21 protein-coding genes and 1 tRNA gene are annotated in these 22,469 nt (G+C 48.1%); 5 read left to right on the forward strand and 17 right to left on the reverse strand.

Annotated features, from left to right (window positions below):
• Positions 1-306: 306 nt before the first annotated feature.
• A complete protein-coding gene (locus tag FXF61_RS14900; protein WP_178087283.1) occupies positions 307-471 on the reverse strand; it encodes a hypothetical protein in 165 nt (54 codons plus the stop codon).
• Positions 472-772: 301 nt separating this feature from the next.
• The gene (locus FXF61_RS09310; RefSeq protein ID WP_151184999.1) at positions 773-1,549 is read right to left on the reverse strand and encodes a ferredoxin--NADP reductase; all 777 of its coding nucleotides are present in this window, start codon (positions 1,547-1,549) and stop codon (positions 773-775) included.
• Positions 1,550-1,621: 72 nt separating this feature from the next.
• Between FXF61_RS09310 and FXF61_RS09315 the strand changes: the two genes are divergently transcribed.
• A complete protein-coding gene (locus FXF61_RS09315) occupies positions 1,622-2,746 on the forward strand; it encodes a methyltransferase (protein WP_151186062.1) in 1,125 nt (374 codons plus the stop codon).
• 108 nt (positions 2,747-2,854) lie between these two features.
• Here the strand turns inward: FXF61_RS09315 and FXF61_RS09320 are convergent, their stop codons facing one another.
• Entirely contained in the window at positions 2,855-3,676 is an 822-nt protein-coding gene (locus FXF61_RS09320) for a M48 family metallopeptidase (protein WP_178087284.1), read from the reverse strand.
• 620 nt (positions 3,677-4,296) lie between these two features.
• Between FXF61_RS09320 and FXF61_RS09325 the strand changes: the two genes are divergently transcribed.
• A complete protein-coding gene (locus FXF61_RS09325) occupies positions 4,297-4,689 on the forward strand; it encodes a hypothetical protein (protein WP_151185000.1) in 393 nt (130 codons plus the stop codon).
• 445 nt (positions 4,690-5,134) lie between these two features.
• Here the strand turns inward: FXF61_RS09325 and FXF61_RS14905 are convergent, their stop codons facing one another.
• The 12 genes from FXF61_RS14905 to ruvA all read right to left on the reverse strand — a co-directional run bounded on the left by FXF61_RS14905 (position 5,135) and on the right by ruvA (position 15,096).
• The gene (locus FXF61_RS14905; protein WP_178087283.1) at positions 5,135-5,299 is read right to left on the reverse strand and encodes a hypothetical protein; all 165 of its coding nucleotides are present in this window, start codon (positions 5,297-5,299) and stop codon (positions 5,135-5,137) included.
• A 964-nt stretch (positions 5,300-6,263) separates the two neighbouring features.
• Positions 6,264-7,322 carry a quinolinate synthase NadA gene (nadA, locus tag FXF61_RS09330; RefSeq protein WP_151185001.1) on the reverse strand — a complete coding sequence of 353 codons (1,059 nt, stop codon included), beginning with the start codon at positions 7,320-7,322 and terminating at the stop codon, positions 6,264-6,266.
• A gap of 111 nt (positions 7,323-7,433) precedes the next feature.
• Positions 7,434-7,508: transfer RNA gene (locus FXF61_RS09335), tRNA-Lys, on the reverse strand.
• A gap of 500 nt (positions 7,509-8,008) precedes the next feature.
• Positions 8,009-8,800, reverse strand: a complete 792-nt coding sequence (ybgF, locus tag FXF61_RS09340; protein WP_371921509.1) for a tol-pal system protein YbgF — start codon at positions 8,798-8,800, stop codon at positions 8,009-8,011.
• Between the two features lie 6 nt (positions 8,801-8,806).
• Positions 8,807-9,316 (reverse strand): peptidoglycan-associated lipoprotein Pal, encoded by a 510-nt coding sequence (gene pal / locus FXF61_RS09345; protein ID WP_151185003.1) that lies wholly within the window; start codon positions 9,314-9,316, stop codon positions 8,807-8,809.
• 55 nt (positions 9,317-9,371) lie between these two features.
• Positions 9,372-10,649, reverse strand: coding sequence for a Tol-Pal system beta propeller repeat protein TolB (tolB, locus tag FXF61_RS09350; protein ID WP_371921510.1), 1,278 nt, complete (start codon positions 10,647-10,649; stop codon positions 9,372-9,374).
• Between the two features lie 17 nt (positions 10,650-10,666).
• On the reverse strand, positions 10,667-11,743 hold the full coding sequence (gene tolA / locus FXF61_RS09355; RefSeq protein ID WP_151185004.1) for a cell envelope integrity protein TolA: 1,077 nt from the start codon (positions 11,741-11,743) through the stop codon (positions 10,667-10,669).
• Positions 11,743-12,201 carry a protein TolR gene (gene tolR, locus FXF61_RS09360; protein ID WP_151185005.1) on the reverse strand — a complete coding sequence of 153 codons (459 nt, stop codon included), beginning with the start codon at positions 12,199-12,201 and terminating at the stop codon, positions 11,743-11,745. The genes tolA and tolR overlap by 1 nt, the downstream gene beginning before the upstream one ends.
• Before the next feature lie 8 nt (positions 12,202-12,209).
• Entirely contained in the window at positions 12,210-12,905 is a 696-nt protein-coding gene (gene tolQ, locus FXF61_RS09365) for a protein TolQ (RefSeq protein ID WP_151185006.1), read from the reverse strand.
• A gap of 2 nt (positions 12,906-12,907) precedes the next feature.
• Positions 12,908-13,351 (reverse strand): tol-pal system-associated acyl-CoA thioesterase, encoded by a 444-nt coding sequence (gene ybgC / locus FXF61_RS09370; protein ID WP_151185007.1) that lies wholly within the window; start codon positions 13,349-13,351, stop codon positions 12,908-12,910.
• Between the two features lie 48 nt (positions 13,352-13,399).
• Positions 13,400-14,449: a Holliday junction branch migration DNA helicase RuvB gene (gene ruvB, locus FXF61_RS09375; RefSeq protein ID WP_151185008.1), complete on the reverse strand. Its 1,050-nt coding sequence runs from the start codon at positions 14,447-14,449 to the stop codon at positions 13,400-13,402.
• 32 nt (positions 14,450-14,481) lie between these two features.
• Complete coding sequence (gene ruvA / locus FXF61_RS09380) at positions 14,482-15,096, reverse strand: Holliday junction branch migration protein RuvA (protein ID WP_151185009.1); 615 nt, start codon at positions 15,094-15,096, stop codon at positions 14,482-14,484.
• Between the two features lie 226 nt (positions 15,097-15,322).
• Between ruvA and FXF61_RS09385 the strand changes: the two genes are divergently transcribed.
• Positions 15,323-15,715: a hypothetical protein gene (locus FXF61_RS09385; protein WP_151185010.1), complete on the forward strand. Its 393-nt coding sequence runs from the start codon at positions 15,323-15,325 to the stop codon at positions 15,713-15,715.
• Between the two features lie 157 nt (positions 15,716-15,872).
• Here the strand turns inward: FXF61_RS09385 and FXF61_RS09390 are convergent, their stop codons facing one another.
• Positions 15,873-17,894 (reverse strand): TonB-dependent receptor, encoded by a 2,022-nt coding sequence (locus FXF61_RS09390; protein WP_178087285.1) that lies wholly within the window; start codon positions 17,892-17,894, stop codon positions 15,873-15,875.
• Between the two features lie 1,084 nt (positions 17,895-18,978).
• A complete protein-coding gene (locus FXF61_RS09400) occupies positions 18,979-20,133 on the reverse strand; it encodes an iron-containing alcohol dehydrogenase (RefSeq protein ID WP_151185013.1) in 1,155 nt (384 codons plus the stop codon).
• Positions 20,134-20,365: 232 nt separating this feature from the next.
• Between FXF61_RS09400 and FXF61_RS14910 the strand changes: the two genes are divergently transcribed.
• Entirely contained in the window at positions 20,366-20,542 is a 177-nt protein-coding gene (locus FXF61_RS14910) for a hypothetical protein (protein WP_178087286.1), read from the forward strand.
• A 751-nt stretch (positions 20,543-21,293) separates the two neighbouring features.
• A complete protein-coding gene (locus FXF61_RS09405) occupies positions 21,294-21,644 on the forward strand; it encodes a hypothetical protein (protein ID WP_178087287.1) in 351 nt (116 codons plus the stop codon).
• Positions 21,645-22,469 lie beyond the last annotated feature (825 nt).

Raw genomic sequence — 22,469 nt, forward strand, 5'->3', positions numbered from 1 at the left:
AATGATCAACTGCAGTGTGCGGGTGTTGTGGCGAGCGAAGCCAAGGATGGCGTAGCGCCCGCATCACGCTAGGATGGCGTGTTAAGGGAAGAACAACACTTGCACGCTGCAATATGCACAGATCATGCTCAATGCTCTTGCTTCAAAAGAGTCATGCTACAAAATCGAAAACCACAGCAATGATCAACTGCAGTGTGCGGGTGTTGTGGCGAGCGAAGCCAAGGATGGCGTAGCGCCCGCATCACGCCAGGATGGCGTGTTAAGGGAAGAACAACACTTGCACGCTGCAATATGCACAGATCATGCTCAATGCTCTTGCTTCAAAAGAGTCATGCTACAAAATCGAAAACCACAGCAATGATCAACTGCAGTGTGCGGGTGTTGTGGCAAGCGAAGCCAAGGATGGCGTAGCGCCCGCATCACGCCAGGATAGCGTGTTAAGGGAAGAACAACACTTGCACGCTGCAACATGCACAAATGATTCCTGAAGCTTTTTATCAGAGTGTACTGGTCATTGCGTGGCATAGCGTACTTCGGGGCAGGTGTTTATCCGTCGATGAACCCATCCTGGGTTCAACTCCGGCGCTCACCATCCATGGCTTCGCTTGTCACACCAACCCCGAAGCACTCGTTGATCAGCGGTGTTGTTAGCATGATTGATATAGGACTCGTCTATTTCTGGAGGCTTTATATGTGCTGCTAAAAAGTCACAAACAGGACCAGCTCAGAAAAGACAGAATAAGCAATACTGGCCAAAACCATAATCACAAGCTTACCAATAGTTCTCCACTGCCACTGCGCCAGGCCTGCGGGTCATCGACAGCTGCATATCACGCTTCTGAAGCAGCATCCGACAATCCTCAACCATCTCTGGGTTCCCACAGATCAGCACACGAGAGTTTTGTGCCTCCATCGGCAAGCCAACATGCTTTTCCAGCTCACCCGACACCAGTAAATCAGTAATACGCACACCCAAGCTACCCGGCACCTCTTCACGGGTTACCACCGGCACAAAAGTAAACTTATGCGCATATTCAGCCACATACTCACGACTTAAAATCTCATCCAGCAAATCACGGTAGGCCAACTCACTCTCAGAGCGCACGCTATACACTAAAACAATCTGCTCAAAACGCTGCCAGATCTCAAAATCCTGCAACATTGACAAAAACGGCGCCAACCCTGTTCCGGTTGCCAGCAACCAAAGATTGTCACCATCAACAAAGCGGTCCAAGGTTAAAAAGCCATGCGCCTGCTTCTCAATTAAAATCTCATCACCAACCTCAAGCTTGCTCAACTCACTGGTAAACTCACCACCAGGCACAACAATCGAGAAAAACTCCAAAAACTCATCAAACGGACTGGAAACCATCGAATAACCACGCCAAACAATGGCACCACTGGCCTTACGCACACCTAAACGTGCAAACTGCCCAGCAGTAAAACGAAACCCCGCATCACGCGTACAGCGAAAACTAAATAGATTGGGCGTCCATGTATGTAAGTGGGTTATGGTTTGACGGGTGAATTTTTCTTGCGCCGAGCTCATACTGCACCTCATTAACGAATTGACACCCCTATTCATACGCCATTTATGGCCAAACAAATACCTGCGATCTTTATGCCTATATTTAGTACGCCTTTTGCACAGCTGGATTTATTGCGCTATCCGGAGCAACAAAACAGCCCCTTACAAGCCTTTGATGCAGCTGATGAATATCTGCTTAAACACCTGAGTGGCTGCGGCTTACAGAGCGCTACACGCTGCCTGATTTTGAACGATAACTTCGGCGCGCTGGCCGCCAGTTTAACTGCGCATATGCAAGTTCACAGCAGCGGCGACTCATTTTTAGCCCACCAAGCCTTGCGCAACAATCTTGACAATAATCAACTCGCCAGCGACAACCTCAACATTATCAGATCAGACCAGCCATTTAACGGCCCTTACGATTGCGTACTGATCCGCATACCAAAGACTCTAGCTTTGCTTGAAGAACAGCTGATCCGCTTAAAAAGCCACATGCACGCAGACACGCTCATCGTTGCCGCTGGTATGGTCAAGCACCTACCGCGTTCTGCTGGCGATCTACTCGAACGTTATATCGGCCCAGTGCAAGCCAGTCTTGCCGAGAAAAAAGCACGTTTACTTTTTGTAACACCGAGCGAGAAACCACAAACCCGCTCACCTTACCCCAGCGCCTATTCGCTCGAAAACCCCAAGCTGACTTTACGCAACCATGCCGGTATTTTCTGCCGTGAAGCACTGGATATTGGCACACGCTTTTTTTTACCCCATATACCCAGCGATTTAGGCCACGCACAGGTGGCTGATCTAGGTTGCGGTAATGGTGTTTTAGGCATCGTCTGCGCACTCAAAAACCCACATGCGCAGCTGCATATGGTTGATGAGTCCTATATGGCTGTGCAATCAGCCCAGGAGAACTGGCACAATGCCCTAGGTGAGCGCCCAGCCAGCATTTATGCGGGCGATGGTCTGGCCTGCGAGCCAGCGCAATCACTTGATATTGTGTTGTGTAACCCACCCTTTCACCAGCAACAAGTAGTGGGTGATTTTTTAGCCCGACGCATGTTCCAGCAAAGTCATCGCGCACTCAAAGCAGGTGGCCAGTTATGGATCGTGGGCAATCGCCACTTGGGCTATCACATCACCCTCAAGCGCATGTTTCGCGATGTCGAGCAAATTGCTGCTAACGCTAAGTTTGTGATTTTTAAAGCGACTAAGTAAGCATCGCAGATTCTGGCTCAGACATACTAAAGCCGATAATAAGGGAAAAAATAAGACTGCGGCTGCCAATCACTCAAGTGAGTGTTGACAGCCGAAATGATGTTGAGTTTAACGCTGACGACGCGCTTGTTCGTACAACGGCATCACTTTAGGAATATTGGCTTGCAGGGTTGAGATGCGTGTTGATGAGGAAGGGTGTGTGCTCATAAACTCAGCAGGTGCGCCTTGGCTGGCCTGCTCCATTTTGCGCCACAAACTGACAGCGGCATTAGGGTCATAGCCTGCACGTGCCGCCAGCTCAATACCCAGCAAATCGGCCTCAGTCTCTGCGCTACGGCTGTTGGGCAAGGTCATACCATACTGCACGGCGGTATCAGCAATCGCCATTGTGTCTTGACTGACACCTAATACCGCGCCCAAGCCTAGCTTAGCCATTTCAATACCATAGGCCTTAGACATTGCCTCACGACTGTGTTCACGCAGCGCGTGGGCGATCTCGTGCCCCATGATTGCGGCAATCTCATCATCATTCAGTTTGAGCTTGGTAATAATTCCGCTGTAAAAAATAATTTTACCGCCAGGACCGCAGTTGGCATTCAAATCAGGGCTCTCAATTAAGCTCACCTGCCAATCCCACTGTGTGGCATCTGCGCGAAAATAACCGACTTGGCTAATTAAACGCTGCCCAATCACCTGCAAGCGTTTGGCGTTATTGCTGCGTGTATCCAATTTGCCTTTAGCCTGTGCTTGCTGCAGTGTCTGCTGATAGGTCTGAGCATAACTTTGGTTTATTTCGTCAGTGCTCAACATACTGAACATATATTGCTTGCGATCAACGCCTACTGCGCTGGAGCCCGTTGTGTTAACAGCCTGACAACCGGCTAACAATAACACTCCGGTCAGCGCTATATACTTATGTAATCGAGCCAAATTTCACCTCTTCCTTAATCATGCTCAGTCGCCAATCAAGCCTACTGATGATGTCAATGTGTTGGAGTTTATTACAGTGTCTTGTAGAGCATCTGTATTTATTATGTCTGCACGTAAAAAGCAAGGTAAATGCATTGAAGCAATCACTTAACAGGTCATTAGAGCGTTTTAATACTGATTAGTTGCGGTGTTTTATGAAGAGCTGACTGGTCATTTTGATGCCTATCGCACTCTACAACGGGTGATTTCCGTAAGTTTTTAATAGCTTGTGCGTGGCATACCGTGCTCTGGGGTGGGTGTTTGTCTGTAAGTTTTGAATAGCCTGTGCGTGGCATAGCCTGCACCGGGCTGGGTGTTTGTCTGTAAGTTTTTAACAGCTTGTGCGTGGCATAGCGTGCTCCGGGCTGGGTGTTAGTCCGTAAGTTTTGAATAGCTTGTGCGTGGCATAGCGTGCTCCGGGGTGGGTGTTTTTCCGTCGATGAACCCATCCTGGGTTCAACTCCGGCGCTCACCATCCATGGCTCGCTTGTCACACCAACCCCGAAGCACTCGTTGATCAGCGGTGTTGTTAGCATGATTGATATAGGGCTCGTCTGATTCTGAATACATTGAGTTTGGATATGAGCCTTTTAGAAGACTGGCAAACCACATCAATAATCAATGCTCCTGCTTTTAAAGAGCCATGCTACAGGCTAGAAAACAACATCAATGATCAACTGCAGTGTGCGGGTGTTGTGGCGAGCGAAGCCAAGGATGGCGTAGCGCCCGCATCACGCCAGGATGGCGTGTTAAGGGAAGAACAACACTTGCACGCTGCAATATGCACAAATGATTACAGAGACTATTTTGCTGGGGAGTATTGGTCATTGCGTGGCATAGCGTACTTCGGGGCAGGTGTTTATCCGTCGATGAACCCATCCTGGGTTCAACTCCGGCGCTGCGCCATCCATGGCTTCGCTTGTCACACCAACCCCGAAGCACTCGTTGATCAGCGGTGTTGTTATCGCGATTGATATAGGACTTGTCTGATTCTGAATACATTGAGTTTGAATGTGAGTTTGAATGTGAGTTTTTTAGAAGATTAGCAAACCACACCAATAATCAATACTTTTGCCTTAAAAAGAGCCATGCTACAGACTTGAAAACAACATCAATGATCAACTGCAGTGTGCGGGTGTTGTGGCGAGCGAAGCCAAGGATGGCGTAGCGCCCGCATCACGCTAGGATGGCGTGTTAAGGGAAGAACAACACTTGCACGCTGCAATATGCACAGATCATGCTCAATGCTCTTGCTTCAAAAGAGTCATGCTACAAAATCGAAAACCACAGCAATGATCAACTGCAGTGTGCGGGTGTTGTGGCGAGCGAAGCCAAGGATGGCGTAGCGCCCGCATCACGCCAGGATGGCGTGTTAAGGGAAGAACAACACTTGCACGCTGCAATATGCACAGATCATGCTCAATGCTCTTGCTTCAAAAGAGTCATGCTACAAAATCGAAAACCACAGCAATGATCAACTGCAGTGTGCGGGTGTTGTGGCAAGCGAAGCCAAGGATGGCGTAGCGCCCGCATCACGCCAGGATAGCGTGTTAAGGGAAGAACAACACTTGCACGCTGCAACATGCACAAATGATTCCAGAGTTTTTTACTGGGTGCGTACTGGCCATTGCGTGGCATACCTTGCTTCAAGACAGGTGCTTTTCGTCAGTTTTTAACAGCCTGTGCGTGGCATATCGTGCTCCGGGGTAGGTGTTTTTCCGTCGATGAACCCATCCTGGGTTCAACTCCGGCGCTTCGCCATCCTTGGCTGCGCTTGTCACACCAACCCCGAAACACTCGTTGATCAAAGGCGTTGTTAGCTCGATTTATATAGGGCTCGTCTGATTCTGCAAACTTTCAAACTGGCTGTGTGAATTGCTATTTCACTTTCGGTACTCACCGCATTAAAAATAGCCAGAAATACTGCATATCAACAAAGCAAGCTGCTTTAAAAGAGCCATGCTACAGACTTGAAAACAACATCAATGATCAATAGCAGTGTGCGGGTGTTGTGGCGAGCGAAGCCAGGGATGGCGTAGCGCCCGCATCACGCCAGGAGGGCGTGTTAAGGGAAAAACAACACTTGCACGCTGCAACATGCACAGATCATGCTCAATGCTTTTGTATTAAAAAGAGCCATGCCACACACTTGAAAACAACATCAATGATCAACTGCAGTGTGCGGGTGTTGTGGCCAGCGTAACCAGGGATGGCGTAGCGCCCGCATCACGCCAGGATGGCGTGTTAAGGGAAGAACAACACCTGCACGCTGCAACATGCACAGATCATGCTCAATGCTCTTGCTTCAAAAGAGCCATGCTACAAAATCGAAAACAACATCAATGATCAATAGCAGTGTGCGGGTGTTGTGGCGAGCGAAGCCAGGGATGGCGTAGCGCCCGCATCACGCCAGGAGGGCGTGTTAAGGGAAGAACAACACTTGCACGCTGCAACATGCACAGATACAGATACAGATACAGATACAGCTTGATGCCTTTAACTGCCAACCAAAACAGGTCGCAGGCCTAAACCTGCAACCGAAAAAGACCTAAGCGTTACCCACTAATTTAATTCGAGCATCACGGGTAAAGTCCAGCATACGCTGCAAAGGACGAACCGCTTTAGGAATGATAGCTGGATCAACAGTGATTTCATTGTCACCATTTTGCAAACTCAGTAACAACGCCTCCAACGTATTCATCGCCATCCACGGACAGTTGGCACAGCTGCGGCATGCCGCACCCTCACCTGCAGTCGGCGCCTCAATAAAACTCTTATTAGGACTCAACTGCTGCATTTTATAGAAAATACCGCGATCGGTTGCCACAATAAATTGCTCATTAGGCAAATCTTGACTCGCTTTAATCAGTTGCGTCGTTGACCCAATCACATCAGCCAACTCAAGCACCGCAGTTGGCGACTCAGGGTGCGCCAATACTGCCGCCTCTGGATACAAGGACTTCATAGCCGCTAACTGGGTCGCTTTAAACTCTTCATGAACAATACAAGAGCCTTCCCAAAGCAGCATATCTGCTCCGGTTTCACGTTGAATATAACGGCCTAAATGCTCATCCGGTGCCCACAGAATTTTCTCGCCGTTATCCATCAGACTTTCAACAATTTCTAAAGCACAGCTGGATGTCACCACCCAGTCTGCTCGTGCTTTAACCGCCGCCGAAGTATTGGCATACACCACTACAGTACGCTCAGGATGCTCATCACAGAAAGCCGAAAACTCTTTTACCGGGCAACCCAAATCTAAAGAACAGGTTGCCTCTAAAGTTGGCATTAAAATACGTTTTTCAGGATTAAGAATTTTTGCGGTTTCACCCATAAAGCGCACACCGGCAACCACTAAGGTTTGCGCACTGTGCTCACTACCAAAACGCGCCATTTCTAGCGAGTCAGCAACACAGCCGCCACTTTTCTCAGCCAGCTCCTGGATCACAGGATCGCAATAATAATGCGCAACTAACACTGCATTTTGAGCTTTCAGCTCAGCAATAATACGTTCAAAGTAATGTGCTTCTTGCTCAGGCGTCAGGACTTCAACCTGCTTCGCTGCCAAGTGTGCTTGAACTAAAATACGTTCAGAAATTTGCGTCATTGATGCCAGTCCTCACAGCGCACACAGGCGCAATGTTAACAAGTGTATTGCTTATTGATCTAATTGAGATGCAACGCAATACTGACAATAAAATGATGCGAAGAGAGAAGTTGGTGGGTCGTGTGGGATTCGAACCTACGACCAATTGGTTAAAAGCCAACTGCTCTACCACTGAGCTAACGACCCGGATGGGGTGCGCATAATACGTTTTTTCAGCCCAGATCAAGCATAAATTTCATTTTTGTCAAATATATCGCATTGGATCATTAATACATGCGCTTACAAAGCCTTGCTTACGCAATTGACAACTTTCACAGATTCCATATGTCAGACCTGCCTATCAGCCTGATAGCAGTAAATACTGAACATATTACCTCTCCCTAACTGCAAAGCCGAATGATAGCAGCCTTACTCAAAATTTGCAGGCAAGCGTGCAGAGCAAACACGCGATGCTGCATATCGTTCATTGCGTTTAGGCTGGACAGCGCTTTAAGCGTTTAAGCGAAAATCATAAAAATCTAGATTTCAGTCTGCCGCGTATACACATGCGTGACTGTGCCAATGATGCTCTGCATGATGGGTGCGCTGGTCACAACAACAAAGCAACAGCACCTCTTCGCTTCGAAGTGAAGCACTGCTCAGTACGCTCAAGCATCTAGCAAGAACGTACTGTTCGAAACAGTGTGTTAGAGCTTTCTTAGATCTTGTTGCGCTAACTGTGCTGCTGAGCTGTTGGGATACTCTGCAACCACTTGTTGCATAATAACCCGCGCCTTATCAACATTGCCTAAACGGCGCTCAACATCAGCTAACTTGTATAAAGAATCTGGCACTTTATTGTGCTCAGGGTAGTTATGGCTGACCTGTGCAAAGGCCTTGCCTGCAGCCTGCAAGTCACCTTGGACCAAATGCACCTCACCCAACCAATACTGTGCATTACCCGCATATTGGCTATTTGGGTATCTGCGTAAAAAAGCACTAAAAGCTTGCTGTGCTTTTTCGAAATCACGCGCTTTAATTAAATCAAAAGAAGCATCATAAAAGAGCTTTTCCTTCTCAGGATCAGCTTCTGCTGTGCTGTCTTGCGCTACCGGTGGAGTAGCTGCAGCGGCAGAATCAGCAGTCGCAGTAGGCTGGCTTGCACTGGGTGCAGCGCCACTTGCATTAATGCGACTGTCTAATGTTTGGTAACGCTCAAGATTTTCTTGGCGTAATTGACTCAGCTCATATTGTTGTTCTTCAAGCAAGCCACGCAATATGGCAATTTCTTGCTGCATTTGTTGCAGCTGCATAAACAACTGAGCTTGGGCTGAAGGCGGCGCCGAAGCACCGCCTGCAGTCACTGTGCCGTTCATACCCTGATCTGAGCCAGCATAGGTTTGATCATATGCTGAGCGATCAGTGACGGGGATAGCAGCACTGGCCAAAACAGGCAGGCTGAAGGCCAACGTTATCAGGGCAGAACGGATCATATGTATTACCTATTACTTGCGCAGTTCAACGCGACGGTTTTGTGACCATGCACTTTCGTCATGACCAATCACGCTTGGACGCTCTTCACCATAAGAAACTGGCTCAAGCTGTGCAGGTGAAACACCTTGCAGAACTAAGTAGCGCTGTACAGCTTTAGCACGACGCTCACCCAGAGCCATGTTGTACTCACGAGTACCACGCTCATCGGCATGACCTTCTAAGACTACGCGCGCACCATTATTTTGTAAGTCACGTGCGTGCACATCAAGCGCGCGCATGGCTTCAACTTTCAGGTCTGAGCTGTCAAATTCAAAGTAGAACGTAGTGATCGCACGCAATGCGGCTTCTTCACCCAAACGGCCATCCATGCTGCCATCGATAACACCGCTATCAGCACCGTAACCAGCATTCGGATCAATTGCGCCTTCACCGCTGGCATCACCACCTTTTGAGGAACAACCCACAGCCACTGCCAAGGCCAATGATAAAGCAGCAAGTTTACCGAATTTAAGCATTTGCATTTTTTAAAGCTCCAAAAAAACCACATAGGTTAAGTGTTTTATAAACAACCCATAATCAGTGTAAATAAGGGGACCATGAAGGCTCTCTGACTTCGCCTTGTATGCTAGGTAGTGGGAGCCGCACCCGCCCATTGATAGATGCAAGTATCAGGACACCCTTGCCCTGGTTTTGGGTCGCATAGATTACCATTGTTCCATTAGGTGCAACAGTAGGTGACTCATCTAAACTTGTCTCAGAGAGGATGCGCAAATTGCCACGTTGCAAGTCTTGCGCAGCCACCTTAAACACGGTGTATCCGTCTTGTCGATGAATCATCACCAGCGTTTTTTCATCCGCTGATAATTTTGGGTTGGCGTTGTAGTTTCCGATAAAGGTGACCCGCTCCGCCGCTCCACCATTGACGTTCATGCGGTAAATTTGTGGTTTACCGGAACGGTCTGAAGTGAAGTAAATACTCTGGCCATCTTTACCCCAAAAAGGCTCGGTATCAATCGCCGCATGATGAGTGACACGACGCACTTGGCGTGAACTCATGTCCATCACATAAATTTCTGGGTTGCCGTCACGCGACAAAACAAAAGCTAAACGCTGACCATCGGGTGACCATGCCGGCGCACCATTCAAGCCTTCGTAGTTGCTGATTTGCTCACGGTGCCCCGTCTCAATATTCTGCACAAAGATACGTGGACGTTTTTGCTCAAACGACACATAAGCGATGCGCTTACCATCTGGCGCAAACGAAGGTGACAAAATAGGCTCGCGTGACTGCAATAAAGTCACCGCGCGCGCGCCATCATAGTCAGCACGCTGTAATGTATAACGGGTATTCGTCGCCGAGAAACGCTCAGCCGTCACATACAATAGACGTGTAGAGAATGCCCCTTTTACGCCTGTCAGCTTTTCATAGGCTTGATCAGCAATATGGTGAGCCAGATCGCGCAACTGCGCAACTGAGCCAGATACTGAGCCACTGAGCATCACTTGCTCGGTGCTGACATTAAGCACCGCATAATTCACCTGCAAGCGACCGGCATCCGGTGTGATCTGCCCGACCAGCACATACTGCGCTCCCACTGCGCTCCAGTCGCGGAAAATCACTTCGCTGGCTTGCGCTGGCTGGCTGATCATGTTTTGCCGAGCAATGGGATCAAAGGTGCCCGAGTTACGCATATCATTAGCAATAATCTGCGCAAGATCCTCAGGCAATGCGCTAGCGCCTTGCCAAGCAAAAGGGACAACCGCAATCGGAATTGCTCGGTCACTGCCACCTGAAATCAATAAAGGATCAGCAGCCTGCACAGCGCTTACGCACAGCAGCACACTGAGTAACAACCAATGTTTCAAAATTCTCACAGACTTAAATCCTCTGGTTTAAATACCGCCCTGCGGCTGCGGTATAAAGCATTAAACGTTTTACTGTCTAATTGTTGCATTTCACGGATACGCCCAACATTGCGCACGGCGGCAACAGCTGAAGCATCAAACGCTGGATCACCGCTACTCTGTGTGACACTCGCATTGGTAATGGTTCCATCGGGCAGCATTTCAATGACCACCGTCACCGCCATACCGTTACGCGCAGACGGCGGCCGCACCCACTGTTCACTGACCAAACGAATAATCAAGTCATCCAAGCTACCCGCCACTTGCGAGCCCTGTGTATCTGCTACCGCTTGCTGATATTGCGTATCCTCAGACAACAACTCAGCTAAAGCACCGGCTTTTTTATCTTCAGCTGCTTTGCGTGCTGCTTCTTGCGCCTTGCGCTGCTTGGCAGCCTCCTCTGCAGCACGTTTTTTCTTATCCGCTTCAGCTTTTTTCTTGGCCTCATCAGCCGCTTTTTTCTTCGCCGCTTCTGCTGCAGCTTTCTTTTTCGCCTCTTCAGCAGCTTTCTGCTTGGCTGCATCCGCTGCTTTTTTCTTAGCATCTTCAGCAGCCTTTTTCTTCGCATCCTCAGCCGCCTTCAGCTTTGCAGCTTCGGCTTGCTTAAGTTTTTCAGCCTCTTTTTTAGCCTGTTCTTCTTTACTGGCTTGCACTTTCTTTTGTGCTTCAGCGGCTTTTTGCTCCGCCTCCTTACGTGATTGGGCAGCGCGCGCGGCGGCGTCTGCTTGTGCTTTGGCAGCTTTATCCGCTAATGCAGCCAAACGCTCTTGTTCAAGCTTCTTCTGCTCTAATTGCTCTACCTCATAGCGCGGCGCTGAGGTTTTTGCTGCTTCACCAGCAATCTTCTGATTGGTTTGCGTGGTCGCTTGGCTTTGCGATTGCAATTGATACAGCGTGGCTTTAATCACAGGTCGTGCCGGTGGTAAATCCGGCGTGTGGGCAAAACTGACAAACAAAAACGCAAACAGCACAGCGTGCAAACCTACAGCCCACACCACCGGCCAAAAAATCTTTTCCGAAGGAGAACGATCATGCTGTCGCATTAAGGTGCCTCAGTAATTAAGCCAACATCGGTGACGCCAGCCTGCTGTAGACCACCCATTGCTGCCATCACACTGCCGTAATCCACCGACTTGTCAGCACGCACATACACTTGTACTTTTTTACCTTGTGCCGCGTTCGCCGCCAAAATAGCGCGCGCAGCATTGACCATTTGCGCCAGTTCAACCGCTTTATCTTGCGCTGTATCGACATCCACTTCTGTACTGGTATTCCAATAAAAGCTCTTGTCAGACTTAATCGAAATGGTCAGGACAATTGAGTTGTTGTCTTGCGGCAGCACTTCACTGCTGACCTGTGGCAATTCCACTTTTACACCTTGGGTGAGCATCGGCGCGGTCACCATAAAGATCACCAGCAACACCAGCATCACGTCGATATACGGCACCACGTTCATTTCTGCAACGGGTTTGCGCCGATTACGAATTCTAGCTCTATGCATGGGGCACCTTAATCCTCTTTAGAGTGGACTTTACGATGCAAAATGGCTTGGAACTCATCAGCAAAGGTGTAGTAACGGGCAATTAGGTTTTCACCACGCGCAGCAAAACGGTTGTAAGCAATCACCGCCGGAATTGCCGCAAACAAACCAATTGCAGTGGCAATCAAGGCCTCGGCAATTCCCGGTGCAACAGTGGCCAATGTCGCTTGCTGAACCTGAGCCAAGCCGCGGAACGAGTTCATAATGCCCCACACCGTACCAAATAAGCCAATATAGGGACTGGTTGAGCCAACAGTGGCCAAAAATGGCAGACTTTGCTCAAGCCTTTCTTCTTCATGGGAAATCGCGACGCGCATTGAACGCGCCACTCCATCCATTACTGATTCTGGATTGGCATTTTGCTGCTGACTTAAACGGGAGAACTCTTTAAAACCGGCGCGAAAAACCTGTTCAACACCCGAGTCCAAATCTGGATTGCTGTTGACTTGACGATACAGCTTAGATAAATCCACACCCGACCAAAAACGATCTTCAAAGACATTTAAGCTATTGCGCGCCGCACGCAGCAGCTGGCTACGCTGAAAGATCATCACCCAAGAAGCGATTGAGGCACCCACTAAAATCAGCATAACAAACTGAACGACCAAGCTGGCGTTACTGATTAAGCTCCACATTGACATCTGATCAACAGCATTTGCTTGCACGCTTATTCTCCTGCAAAGTCTTGCACATCGGCATCAAATGCCGCATATAACAATTCGGGCATCGCCCGAGGTTTTAAGGTATCTGCACGCACACAAGCCACAGTGAAGCGCCCCTCACAGAGCAAACGATCATCACTGACTCGACGTACTTGCTGATAAAATTTCAAGCTGGCTCGTTTTAACACTTCCACCTGCACACTCACAGCCAACTCATCGTCTAAACGAGCTGGAGCGTGATAACGTGCTTGCGAGGAATGCACAACAAACAGTAGGTTTTCGTTGGCCATTTGCGCTTGAGAAAAGCCTAAATGACGCAAACGTTCAGTGCGTGCACGCTCCATGAATTTTAGGTAATTCACGTAATAGACGATGCCGCCTGCATCCGTATCCTCGTAGTAGACACGACAAGGAAAAGTAAACTGGGGTGCTGTTGTTAATGCGCGCATACTTTAATGCTACCTCGTGTCATTGCCAATAGAAATCGCAGGTATATTTCACTCTTGCTCGTTATATCGCTCTAATAACGTCGGATCGAGCAAACGCTCTGGCAGATTCAGACCAAAATGCAGATAAGCATGGCGCGTAACCACCCGTCCGCGTGGAGTACGCATGATAAAACCCTGCTGAATTAAATAAGGCTCTAACACATCCTCAATGGTATGCCGCTCTTCACTGATCGCCGCCGCTAAACTGTCGATACCGACGGGGCCACCATCAAATTTTTCAATCATGGCGAGCAATAAACGCCGGTCTTGATGATCAAAACCGTGCTCGTCAATGTCCAACAAATTCAGCGCTTGATTGGCAATCATTTGCGTGATCTGACCGGTGCCACGCACTTGCGCGAAATCACGCACTCGGCGTAACAAGCGATTGGCAATGCGTGGCGTGCCGCGTGAGCGTCGGGCAATTTCATAGGCGCCCTCCTGCTCGATAGGCATATTTAAAATACCGCCTGAGCGCGTGACAATGGTGGTTAAATCGGTGTCATTGTAAAACTCTAAGCGCTGCACAATGCCAAAACGATCGCGCAATGGATTGGTTAGCATACCGGCGCGCGTGGTGGCGCCCACTAAGGTAAAAGCAGGCAAATCCAGTTTAATCGACCGTGCTGCTGGCCCTTCACCGATCATAATATCCAATTGAAAGTCTTCCATAGCTGGGTACAGAACTTCTTCCACAATCGGCGGCAGGCGATGGATTTCATCAATAAACAGCACATCGCCTTCTTCTAGATTGGTCAGCAACGCTGCTAAATCACCAGGCCGTTCCAGCACCGGACCGGAGGTGCTTTTCAGCGATACATTCATTTCTTGCGCAATAATATTGGCCAAGGTGGTTTTACCCAGACCAGGCGGGCCAAAAATCAAAGTGTGATCAAGCGCTTCGTGGCGGTTGCGCGCAGCCTCCATAAACAAAGCCATCTGCTCACGCACACTGGGCTGACCAATGTATTCGGCCAGACTCAGCGGGCGAATCGCTCGGTCAATATGCTCTTCACGCTCTCGGGGTGTCGCATCAATCAGGCGATCAGCTTCAATCATAAACTGCAGTTATCCAATATAATGTGGCGCAATTACGCCATGCCTTTCAGCGCGCGACGAATTAAGTCTTCACTGCTCAGCCCGTCTTCAGCGACAGCACTGACAGCACGACTGGCTTCAGCAGGTTTAAAGCCTAAACCAATCAATGCACTGACCGCATCTTTTTCTGCACTGTGCGCGTCTGTGACTGCCGAAAGTCCAGCAGGTTCCATTGCAGCTTGTCCGCCAAGCGGCGTATTGTCCCAATTTTTAAAACGGTCTTTCAGTTCAACTAATAGACGCTCGGCGGTTTTTTTACCCACACCTGGCACTTTCATTAAACGACTGGTGTCTTCGGCGTGCACACACTGCACCAGCTCATCAACGCTCATCCCTGACATTAACGCCAGCGCCAGCTTAGGGCCGACACCGTTTAGGCGGATCAGTTCTCGAAACAAGGTCCGGTCACGTTTGGCAAAAAAACCGTACAGCAACTGCGCATCTTCACGCACCACCAAGTGCGTATGCAGCACCAAGGGCTCACCAGGTGCTGGCAGCTGAAACAATGTAGTCATCGGCACTTCCAATTCATAGCCGACGCCATTCACATCCAGCAGCACGTGAGGCGGCTGTTTTTCTAATAATGTGCCACGCAGATATCCAATCACAATCATTCCTTATCAGTAAAAACGCGCGCTATAAACCATCAACAATAGCTGGCATTATATACAGTTAATGTTCTGCAATACTAGAACCCGCTAGCGCTGGCCTTTTACCGTGACAAATCGCTTAAAACATTCAGTATCGACTGGCTTCACTACAGCTGTGTAAATGCTAGGCAAGTTGGCGCAGTTAACCTACTCTCAGACATAACTGCAACCGAGGAGCCAAACCATGCTTAAATTTCTGAGTTTAGTCGTTACATTTTGCATGACGACCATCATCAGCACCCTTACTCTTGCCAATCAACATGAACAGATGATGCTCGGCATCATGCAAATGCAAAGCTGCATTGCCGAAAATGTTGATGCCAGTTATTTAGAAAGCATCGCCAACGATAGTGAGGCCATAGCTAACAAAATTGAGCAGTTATGCCAAGCAGGTCAGCGCCAACAGGCTCAAGATACAGCCATGGATTACGCTAAGAAGATGCAAAATGATGCAAACTTCCAAGCCATGCAAAAATGTATGGCACGCATGGGTGACGCCTTGCCAGACACACAAAAACGGCAAGACAACTTCTTGATGGACGATCTCAATAAAAACCATGTGTGCGATGAGTTGTAATTATTTTTTGTAATAGCAACGCATCAACCAGCAAGCCCACGCCGACCACTCTTAGCGCTTTCTTAAAACAGCACTGACAGGTGCAAGCGCCTTAACAGCACAGGCTAGATAGCAGCAACAGTTGCGATGCGAGATCAAACATCGCAACTGCTGGGCCTTAGAATGTATAGCTTGCGAACACATTGGCGCTACGTTTTGCGCCGTAGAGCTGCTCATCAATGGGGCGATAGGTTTTGTTGGTTAAGTTATTTAACTCAATTCCAAAACTGTTATTTTTTTCTGTTGTCATGCTTAAGCGCAGGTTCAGAGTGGCGTAGCCATCGGCCTCTCTAGACTCATTATTTGGTTCTTTAGTTACATTAAACGCTGAGGTAGCGCCCTGGACAAAAAGATCAGCCTCACGCTCAAAGGTATTCCACTGACTAATGTGTTTCAAACCAACTCGAGCAAACACACTGGGCACGCCACTGTCATAGCTGTCGTGCTTCGCTGTGGTGATTTTACGGCGCATCAGAGTGGCTGTACTGTATGGTCTGAAGTTATTATTTTGGAAACTTTTCTCTGCCAGTAACTCAACACCGTAGCTTTTAGCCTTATCAGCATTGCGATAGAACTCTTTATTATTTATACCTGCGACTGATACAGCGTCGATATAGTCTTTTGAGCGGCTGTAAAACACTGTGGCATCCAGCAATAATTCGCTGGTGTCGTAGCGTGCACCCAACTCAAATGTGGTTGATTTTTCAGGCTTTAAATCAGGATCCCCTACTTTAGTTCCACCACTGCCTGAGGTGGTCAAAAACAATTGACTCAGGGTTGGGTAGACATAGCCCTGCGAGAGGTTAGTGCGCAACACCAAGTCATCGTTGGCCTGCCATACCAAGCTCATTGCACCTACTGTATGACTGTCGGAGTTATCGTTACGCGCTTGCGCCTTATTATCTTTAAATGATTTATCATGTTTGGCTTTTACATAATAATGGCGCGCACCAAAGCTGGCTGTTAGATCTTCAGCCAAGGTCACTGTGTGCTGGGCAAAAACCGAGGCGGTATCAATACTCGCATCGTCATAGCGCTTTTCTGGAGTAACGGACGCACCAAACGGTGTAGTAACTACTGTAGTTTTATCTTTTTTAGTTTTAAGACGATCCTGCTCATGCTCAAAGCCTACTACTGTGCTCTGCCCATCTATTAATGAAAATTCAGCCTGCGTATTCAAACCGTAAGTGACTTGCTCATCATCCGAAACACTATCAGTATTGAAAAACCTGCCTTTTGGGTACATTGTTATATTATTCTGATACTCTCGCTCAACTGTTTGCCGATATACATCAATTTTGAGTTTATCCAGAGTCTCCGTCAACTGCTCACCCTGATAAAACAAACCCACTTTATTCAGCTCGCGCTTTGGTAGATCCATCACTATGCCGTCTTGCTTCCAAAATACCTCGGCAGCCACATCATAACGCTGTGCCTTTGCTGCAATATAGTGCTTTCCAGTCTTATAGCCCAAATGTGCAGAGATATTGCTGTCGTCAGTAGAAGAAGGTTTTAAACGTCCTTTAGGTGTGGAGCGATCATTCAATTCAGAACGTGACACCCCTAAGCGGTAATCAAAGCCCGCTTGGCTGCCAGATAATGCAGTTGATGCGCGGTAGCCTTTGGTTGCTGAGAAATAGCCTGCTTGCGTGCTGATTTCTAAAGGTTTATCGGCACCTTTTTTGGTAACAATATTCACCACACCACCAATCGCACGACCACCGGAAACGACAGAAGACGAGCCGCGCAACACTTCAATGCGCTCAATCGAGGCGGGATCAATCAGCAGTGGCTGTCCGTACTCGGTGTGATCGGTGAGTTTCTGGCCATCAATAAAAATAGCCACGCGGCGTGAGTCCTCACCACGAATGGAAATACGCTCAACACCATCCTCAATAATCTGCACGCCAGGTACATTACGCAAATAACTGGCCACCGACTGCCCAGCGCTTTTATCGAGTGTCGCGCGATCAATCACAGTGACAGATGCAGGGTTTTTAAATACTTCAGTTTCTTGAGCCTGCCCCAACACGGTCATTTGCTCAAATTGATAAGCCTTACTATGGGCTGTACCAGCCGTTGCTAGTAGAGCATTACCTAAGACCAGGCTCGCCCATAATTTTGATGATTTAAAATGCATATATTCCCCGCGCGTAAAAATAAAAACACAAAATGATCCTCGCCAGCAGGGGAATATCATTGCATGAAATGAGTAATGTGCATGATACGCAAACACTTAGCAAAGCTCCAAATCGCATCAAGCATTATCTGCGTATGCAGCACCGTACAAGATTTGCGTAGTGAGCGGTACACCCCAATAAAAAGTTTGATGAATCATTTACGCATGCCGCACCGTGCAAATGGTGTTCTTCCCTTAACACACCTTCCTGGCGTGATGCGGGCGCTGCGCCACCCCTGGCTACGCTCGCCATAACACCCGCACATTGCTGTTGATCATTGATGTGGTTTTCGATTCTGTAGCACGGCTCTTTTTAAGGCAAAAGCATTGAGCATGATCTGCGCATGCTGCAGCGTGCAAGTGTTGTTCTTCCCTTAACACGCCTTCCTGGCGTGATGCGGGCGCTACGCCATCCCTGGCTTCGCTCGCCACAACACCCGCACACTGCTATTGATCATTGATGTGATTTTCGATTCTGTAGCACGGCTCTTTTAAAGCAAGAGCATTGGACAGCGGTAGGGTTTGCTCATCTTCTAAAAAGCTCAGCTATCACGTGACGTGGTGCTCTTTACAAAGCTAAAAACTAAACTTGAAGCATTCAGAATCAGACGAACCCTATATCAATCTTAATAACAACACCGTTGATCAACGAGTACTTCGGGGTTGGTGTGACAAGCGAAGCCAGGGATGGCGCAGCGCCGGAGTTGAACCCAGGATGGGTTCATCGACGGAAAAACACCTACCCCGGAGTACGGTATGCCACGCACAGGCTGTTAAAAACCGACAAACAAAACCCCACAGCACGGTATGCCACGCACAGGCTGTTAAAAACCGACAAACAAACAAAACTCCACAGTACGGTATGCCACGCACAAGCTGTTAGAAACTGACGGACAAACACAACCCCCGACCACGCCAACAAAACCACATATACAAATCAAACAATCTTAATTACCAGCAACCCAGAGATAACACCCTAAAACGCAAAACGCCCCGCTGTTTAAGGCGAGGCGTTGTTATGATCTGCTTTTACAGCAGAAAATATTTACATTGCAGCGCGGAAAATCGCAGCCACTTCTTTATCATTCAAACGACGTGGATTCGTTGCAGCACAAACGTCTTGCTGCGCATGTTTAACCATAGTGTCAATGTCTTTATCCAGCACACCCAACTCACTTAATGTGCTCGGAATACCAACATCAGCAGACAAGCAACGAATCGCTACAATAGCCATTTCTGCTGCTTCCCGTACGGGTAAACCATAGGTATTCTCGCCCAAAGCCTCTGCAATATCAGCATAACGCTCTTGCGCTGACATTAAGTTAGCCTCACACACGTGCGGCAACAGCAGCGCATTACAGACACCATGCGGTAAATCATACATGCCACCCAACTGATGCGACATCGCATGCACATGACCAAGGCTCGCGTTATTAAACGCCATACCAGCCAAGAATTGTGCATAAGCCATACGATCACGGGCTTCTAAATCATCACCTCGTGCCACTGCGACACGCAAATAACGAGAAATTAAGCGTATTGCCTGCAATGCACAGGCATCGGTTATCGGGCTAGCTGCCGTTGACACATAGGCTTCTACAGCATGAGTCAGCGCATCCATGCCGGTCGCGGCTGTTAACGAAGGCGGCATATTAACCATCAGCAGCGGATCATTGATCGCCACATCTGGCGTCACGCGCCAATCAACGATGGCCATTTTTACGTGATTCGAGGTATTGGTAATAATAGTGAAGCGCGTCAACTCACTGGCTGTACCAGCGGTGGTATTAATTGCAACGTATGGTGGTAAGTTAGTTTTAAGCTGATCAACCCCCTCATAGTCGGCAATAGCGCCGCCATTGGAAATCACTAGGCCGATAGCCTTACAGCAGTCATGGGAGCTACCGCCACCCAAAGAAATAAGCATATCGCATTGACTCTTATTGTAAGCGCCAACGCCTTCTTCAACGTTTTTGTCGGTTGGGTTGGGAACGGTTTCATCAAACACTGCATAAGCAATATTTGCCTGATCAAGCAGGTCAGTCACTTGTTTGGTGTAACCCAGCTGCGTCATTCCTTTATCCGTCACAACCAGTGGCTTTTTACCACCTAAAGAAGCGACGCGCGTGGCCAGTTCAGATAGCACATTAGCACCAAATAACGATACAACTGGCATGAAAAAACTTGCACTCTTGCTCATATTTAACCCCTTCTTATGTGCCGTAACTTTGAAACTACCGCTACGGTCTGGATAGTGAACCTTCAGCATAACCTATACTCGCGTAGTATGCGCTGATACTGATCAACACTCTCTATACTATCAAAACGGGGCACACTCAGCTGTAACTCAACAAGGCAAGCATCGAGCATTATCTTGTGAATGCTGCGTTTTCTAGTGAGTTTAAAATCAAAAGCATCGGAATTATCTACGTATGTCGCAGCGTGCAAGTACGGCTATTTCTTCAAATCATCTTAGAAGATCCACTTTGAGCATGCCGCACCGTGCAAGTGTTGTTCTTCCCTTAACACGCCATCCTGGCGTGATGCGGGCGCTACGCCATCCCTGGCTTCGCTTGCCACAACACCCGCACACTGCTAATGATCATTGATGGTGTTTTCAAGTCTGTAGCATGGCTCTTTTAAAGCAAGAGCATTGATCAGCGCTAGGGTTTGCTCATCTTATAAAAACTTAAGCCAGCATAGCCAAGAGCAAACCTTAGAGTTCAGAGCCAGAGTCAAAGCCAGAACCAGAACCAGAACAAAAAATCACCCACCAAACTTAACATGTAAACAAAAAGCTCCCAGATACAGACGAGCCCTATATCAATCTTAATAACAACACCGCTGATCAACGAGTGCTTCGGGGTTGGTGTGACAAGCGAAGCCAAGGATGGCGCAGCGCCGGAGTTGAACCCAGGATGGGTTCATCGACGGAAAAACACCCACCCCGAAGTACGCTATGCCACGCAATTGTTAATGGCCATTACACCTCAAATAAAAAAACTTTCAGGAACAGTTAGCGCATGTTGCAGCGTGCAAGTGTTGTTCTTCCCTTAACACGCCATCCTGGCGTGATGCGGGCGCTACGCCATCCATGGCTTCGCTCGACACAACACCCGCACACTGCTATTGATCATTGATGGTGTTTTCAAGTCTGTAGCATGGCTCTTTTAAAGCAAGAGCATTGATCAGCGCTAGGGTTTGCTCATCTTATAAACTCAGCTCTCACGTGACGTGGTGCTCTTTGCAAAGCTGATACTTAAACTCGAAGCATTCAGAATCAGACGAGTCTTACTATCAATCGTGATAACAGCATCGCTGATCAACGAGTGCTTCGGGGTTGGTGTGACGAGCGAAGCCATGGATGGCGCAGCGCCGGAGTTGAACCCAGGATGGGTTCGTCGACGGAAAAACACTTGCCCCGAAGTACGCTATGCCACGCAATTGTTAATGGCCATTACACCTCAAATAAAAAACTTCCAGAAACAGACAAGCCCTATATCAATCGTGATAACAACGCCGCTGATCAACAAGTACTTCGGGGTTGGTGTGACAAGCGAAGCAGGGATGCGCAGCGCCGGAGTTGAACCCAGGATGGGTTCATCGACGGAAAAACACCTGCCCCGAAGTACGCTATGCCACGCACAGGCTGTTAAAAACCGACAAACAAACAAAACCCAACAGTACGGTATGCCACGCAAGAGCTATTAAAAACCAACAAACAAAAACCCCGAGTACGCTATACCACGCACAAACCATTAAAAACTGACAAACAAACACCAATTCCGAAATACAGCACACACCGCAACGACCCACAAACCTAAATCAAGTAACACACAAACTGTTACCCACCTCACCTCACAAGTAACACTTACCGTGACCCGAGGTAACACTTCACACACAATCACAGCCAAAACAAATCAAAAAAACAAAAAATAAATCATAACCCTTTGAATTATATGCAATTATTAAAACCTGGCACGCCATCTGCTTTGTATTAGGCACAACAACAATAAGAAACATCAAAATATAATAAGAATAAGACGTAACGGCTCCAGCACAATAAGAACAACAGCATAGGAGACGCAGCTAACTGATTACTTTGCAGAGGATAATGATTGAAGCGACACAGATGATCCGAGAATAACAAAACTGCATAAATGCAGCACCCGTATCAACTGAAAACGCAACAATTAAATCAGCATTCAAAGCAATCCGTTAACTTTTCTACAGCTTAAATGAGCTGTAAAAACTTGCAGGCAAATAACAACAACAAAATGCCGAAAAGAACAATAAAAACGCATAGAAATATTTACGAGGGAGACCAAAGTCTCCCTCGCAACCTTATTGATTCATACTCTACGCTCTACCTAGCAGCATTCCCGCACTACACCGATGCAGCACTGTAAACCCCTCAGGCATTTTCTTCGTTCACCTCGCACCTTAGCGGTGGTAGAATCGCCAACCATGATCTGCTACCTACACTATAATAATTCTTTTCGTTTAACCGCACCGGCCGCATTGCACGCTTTGCCG

This window comes from Pseudomonas sp. C27(2019), assembly GCF_008807395.1.
Classification (GTDB): domain Bacteria; phylum Pseudomonadota; class Gammaproteobacteria; order Pseudomonadales; family Pseudomonadaceae; genus Denitrificimonas.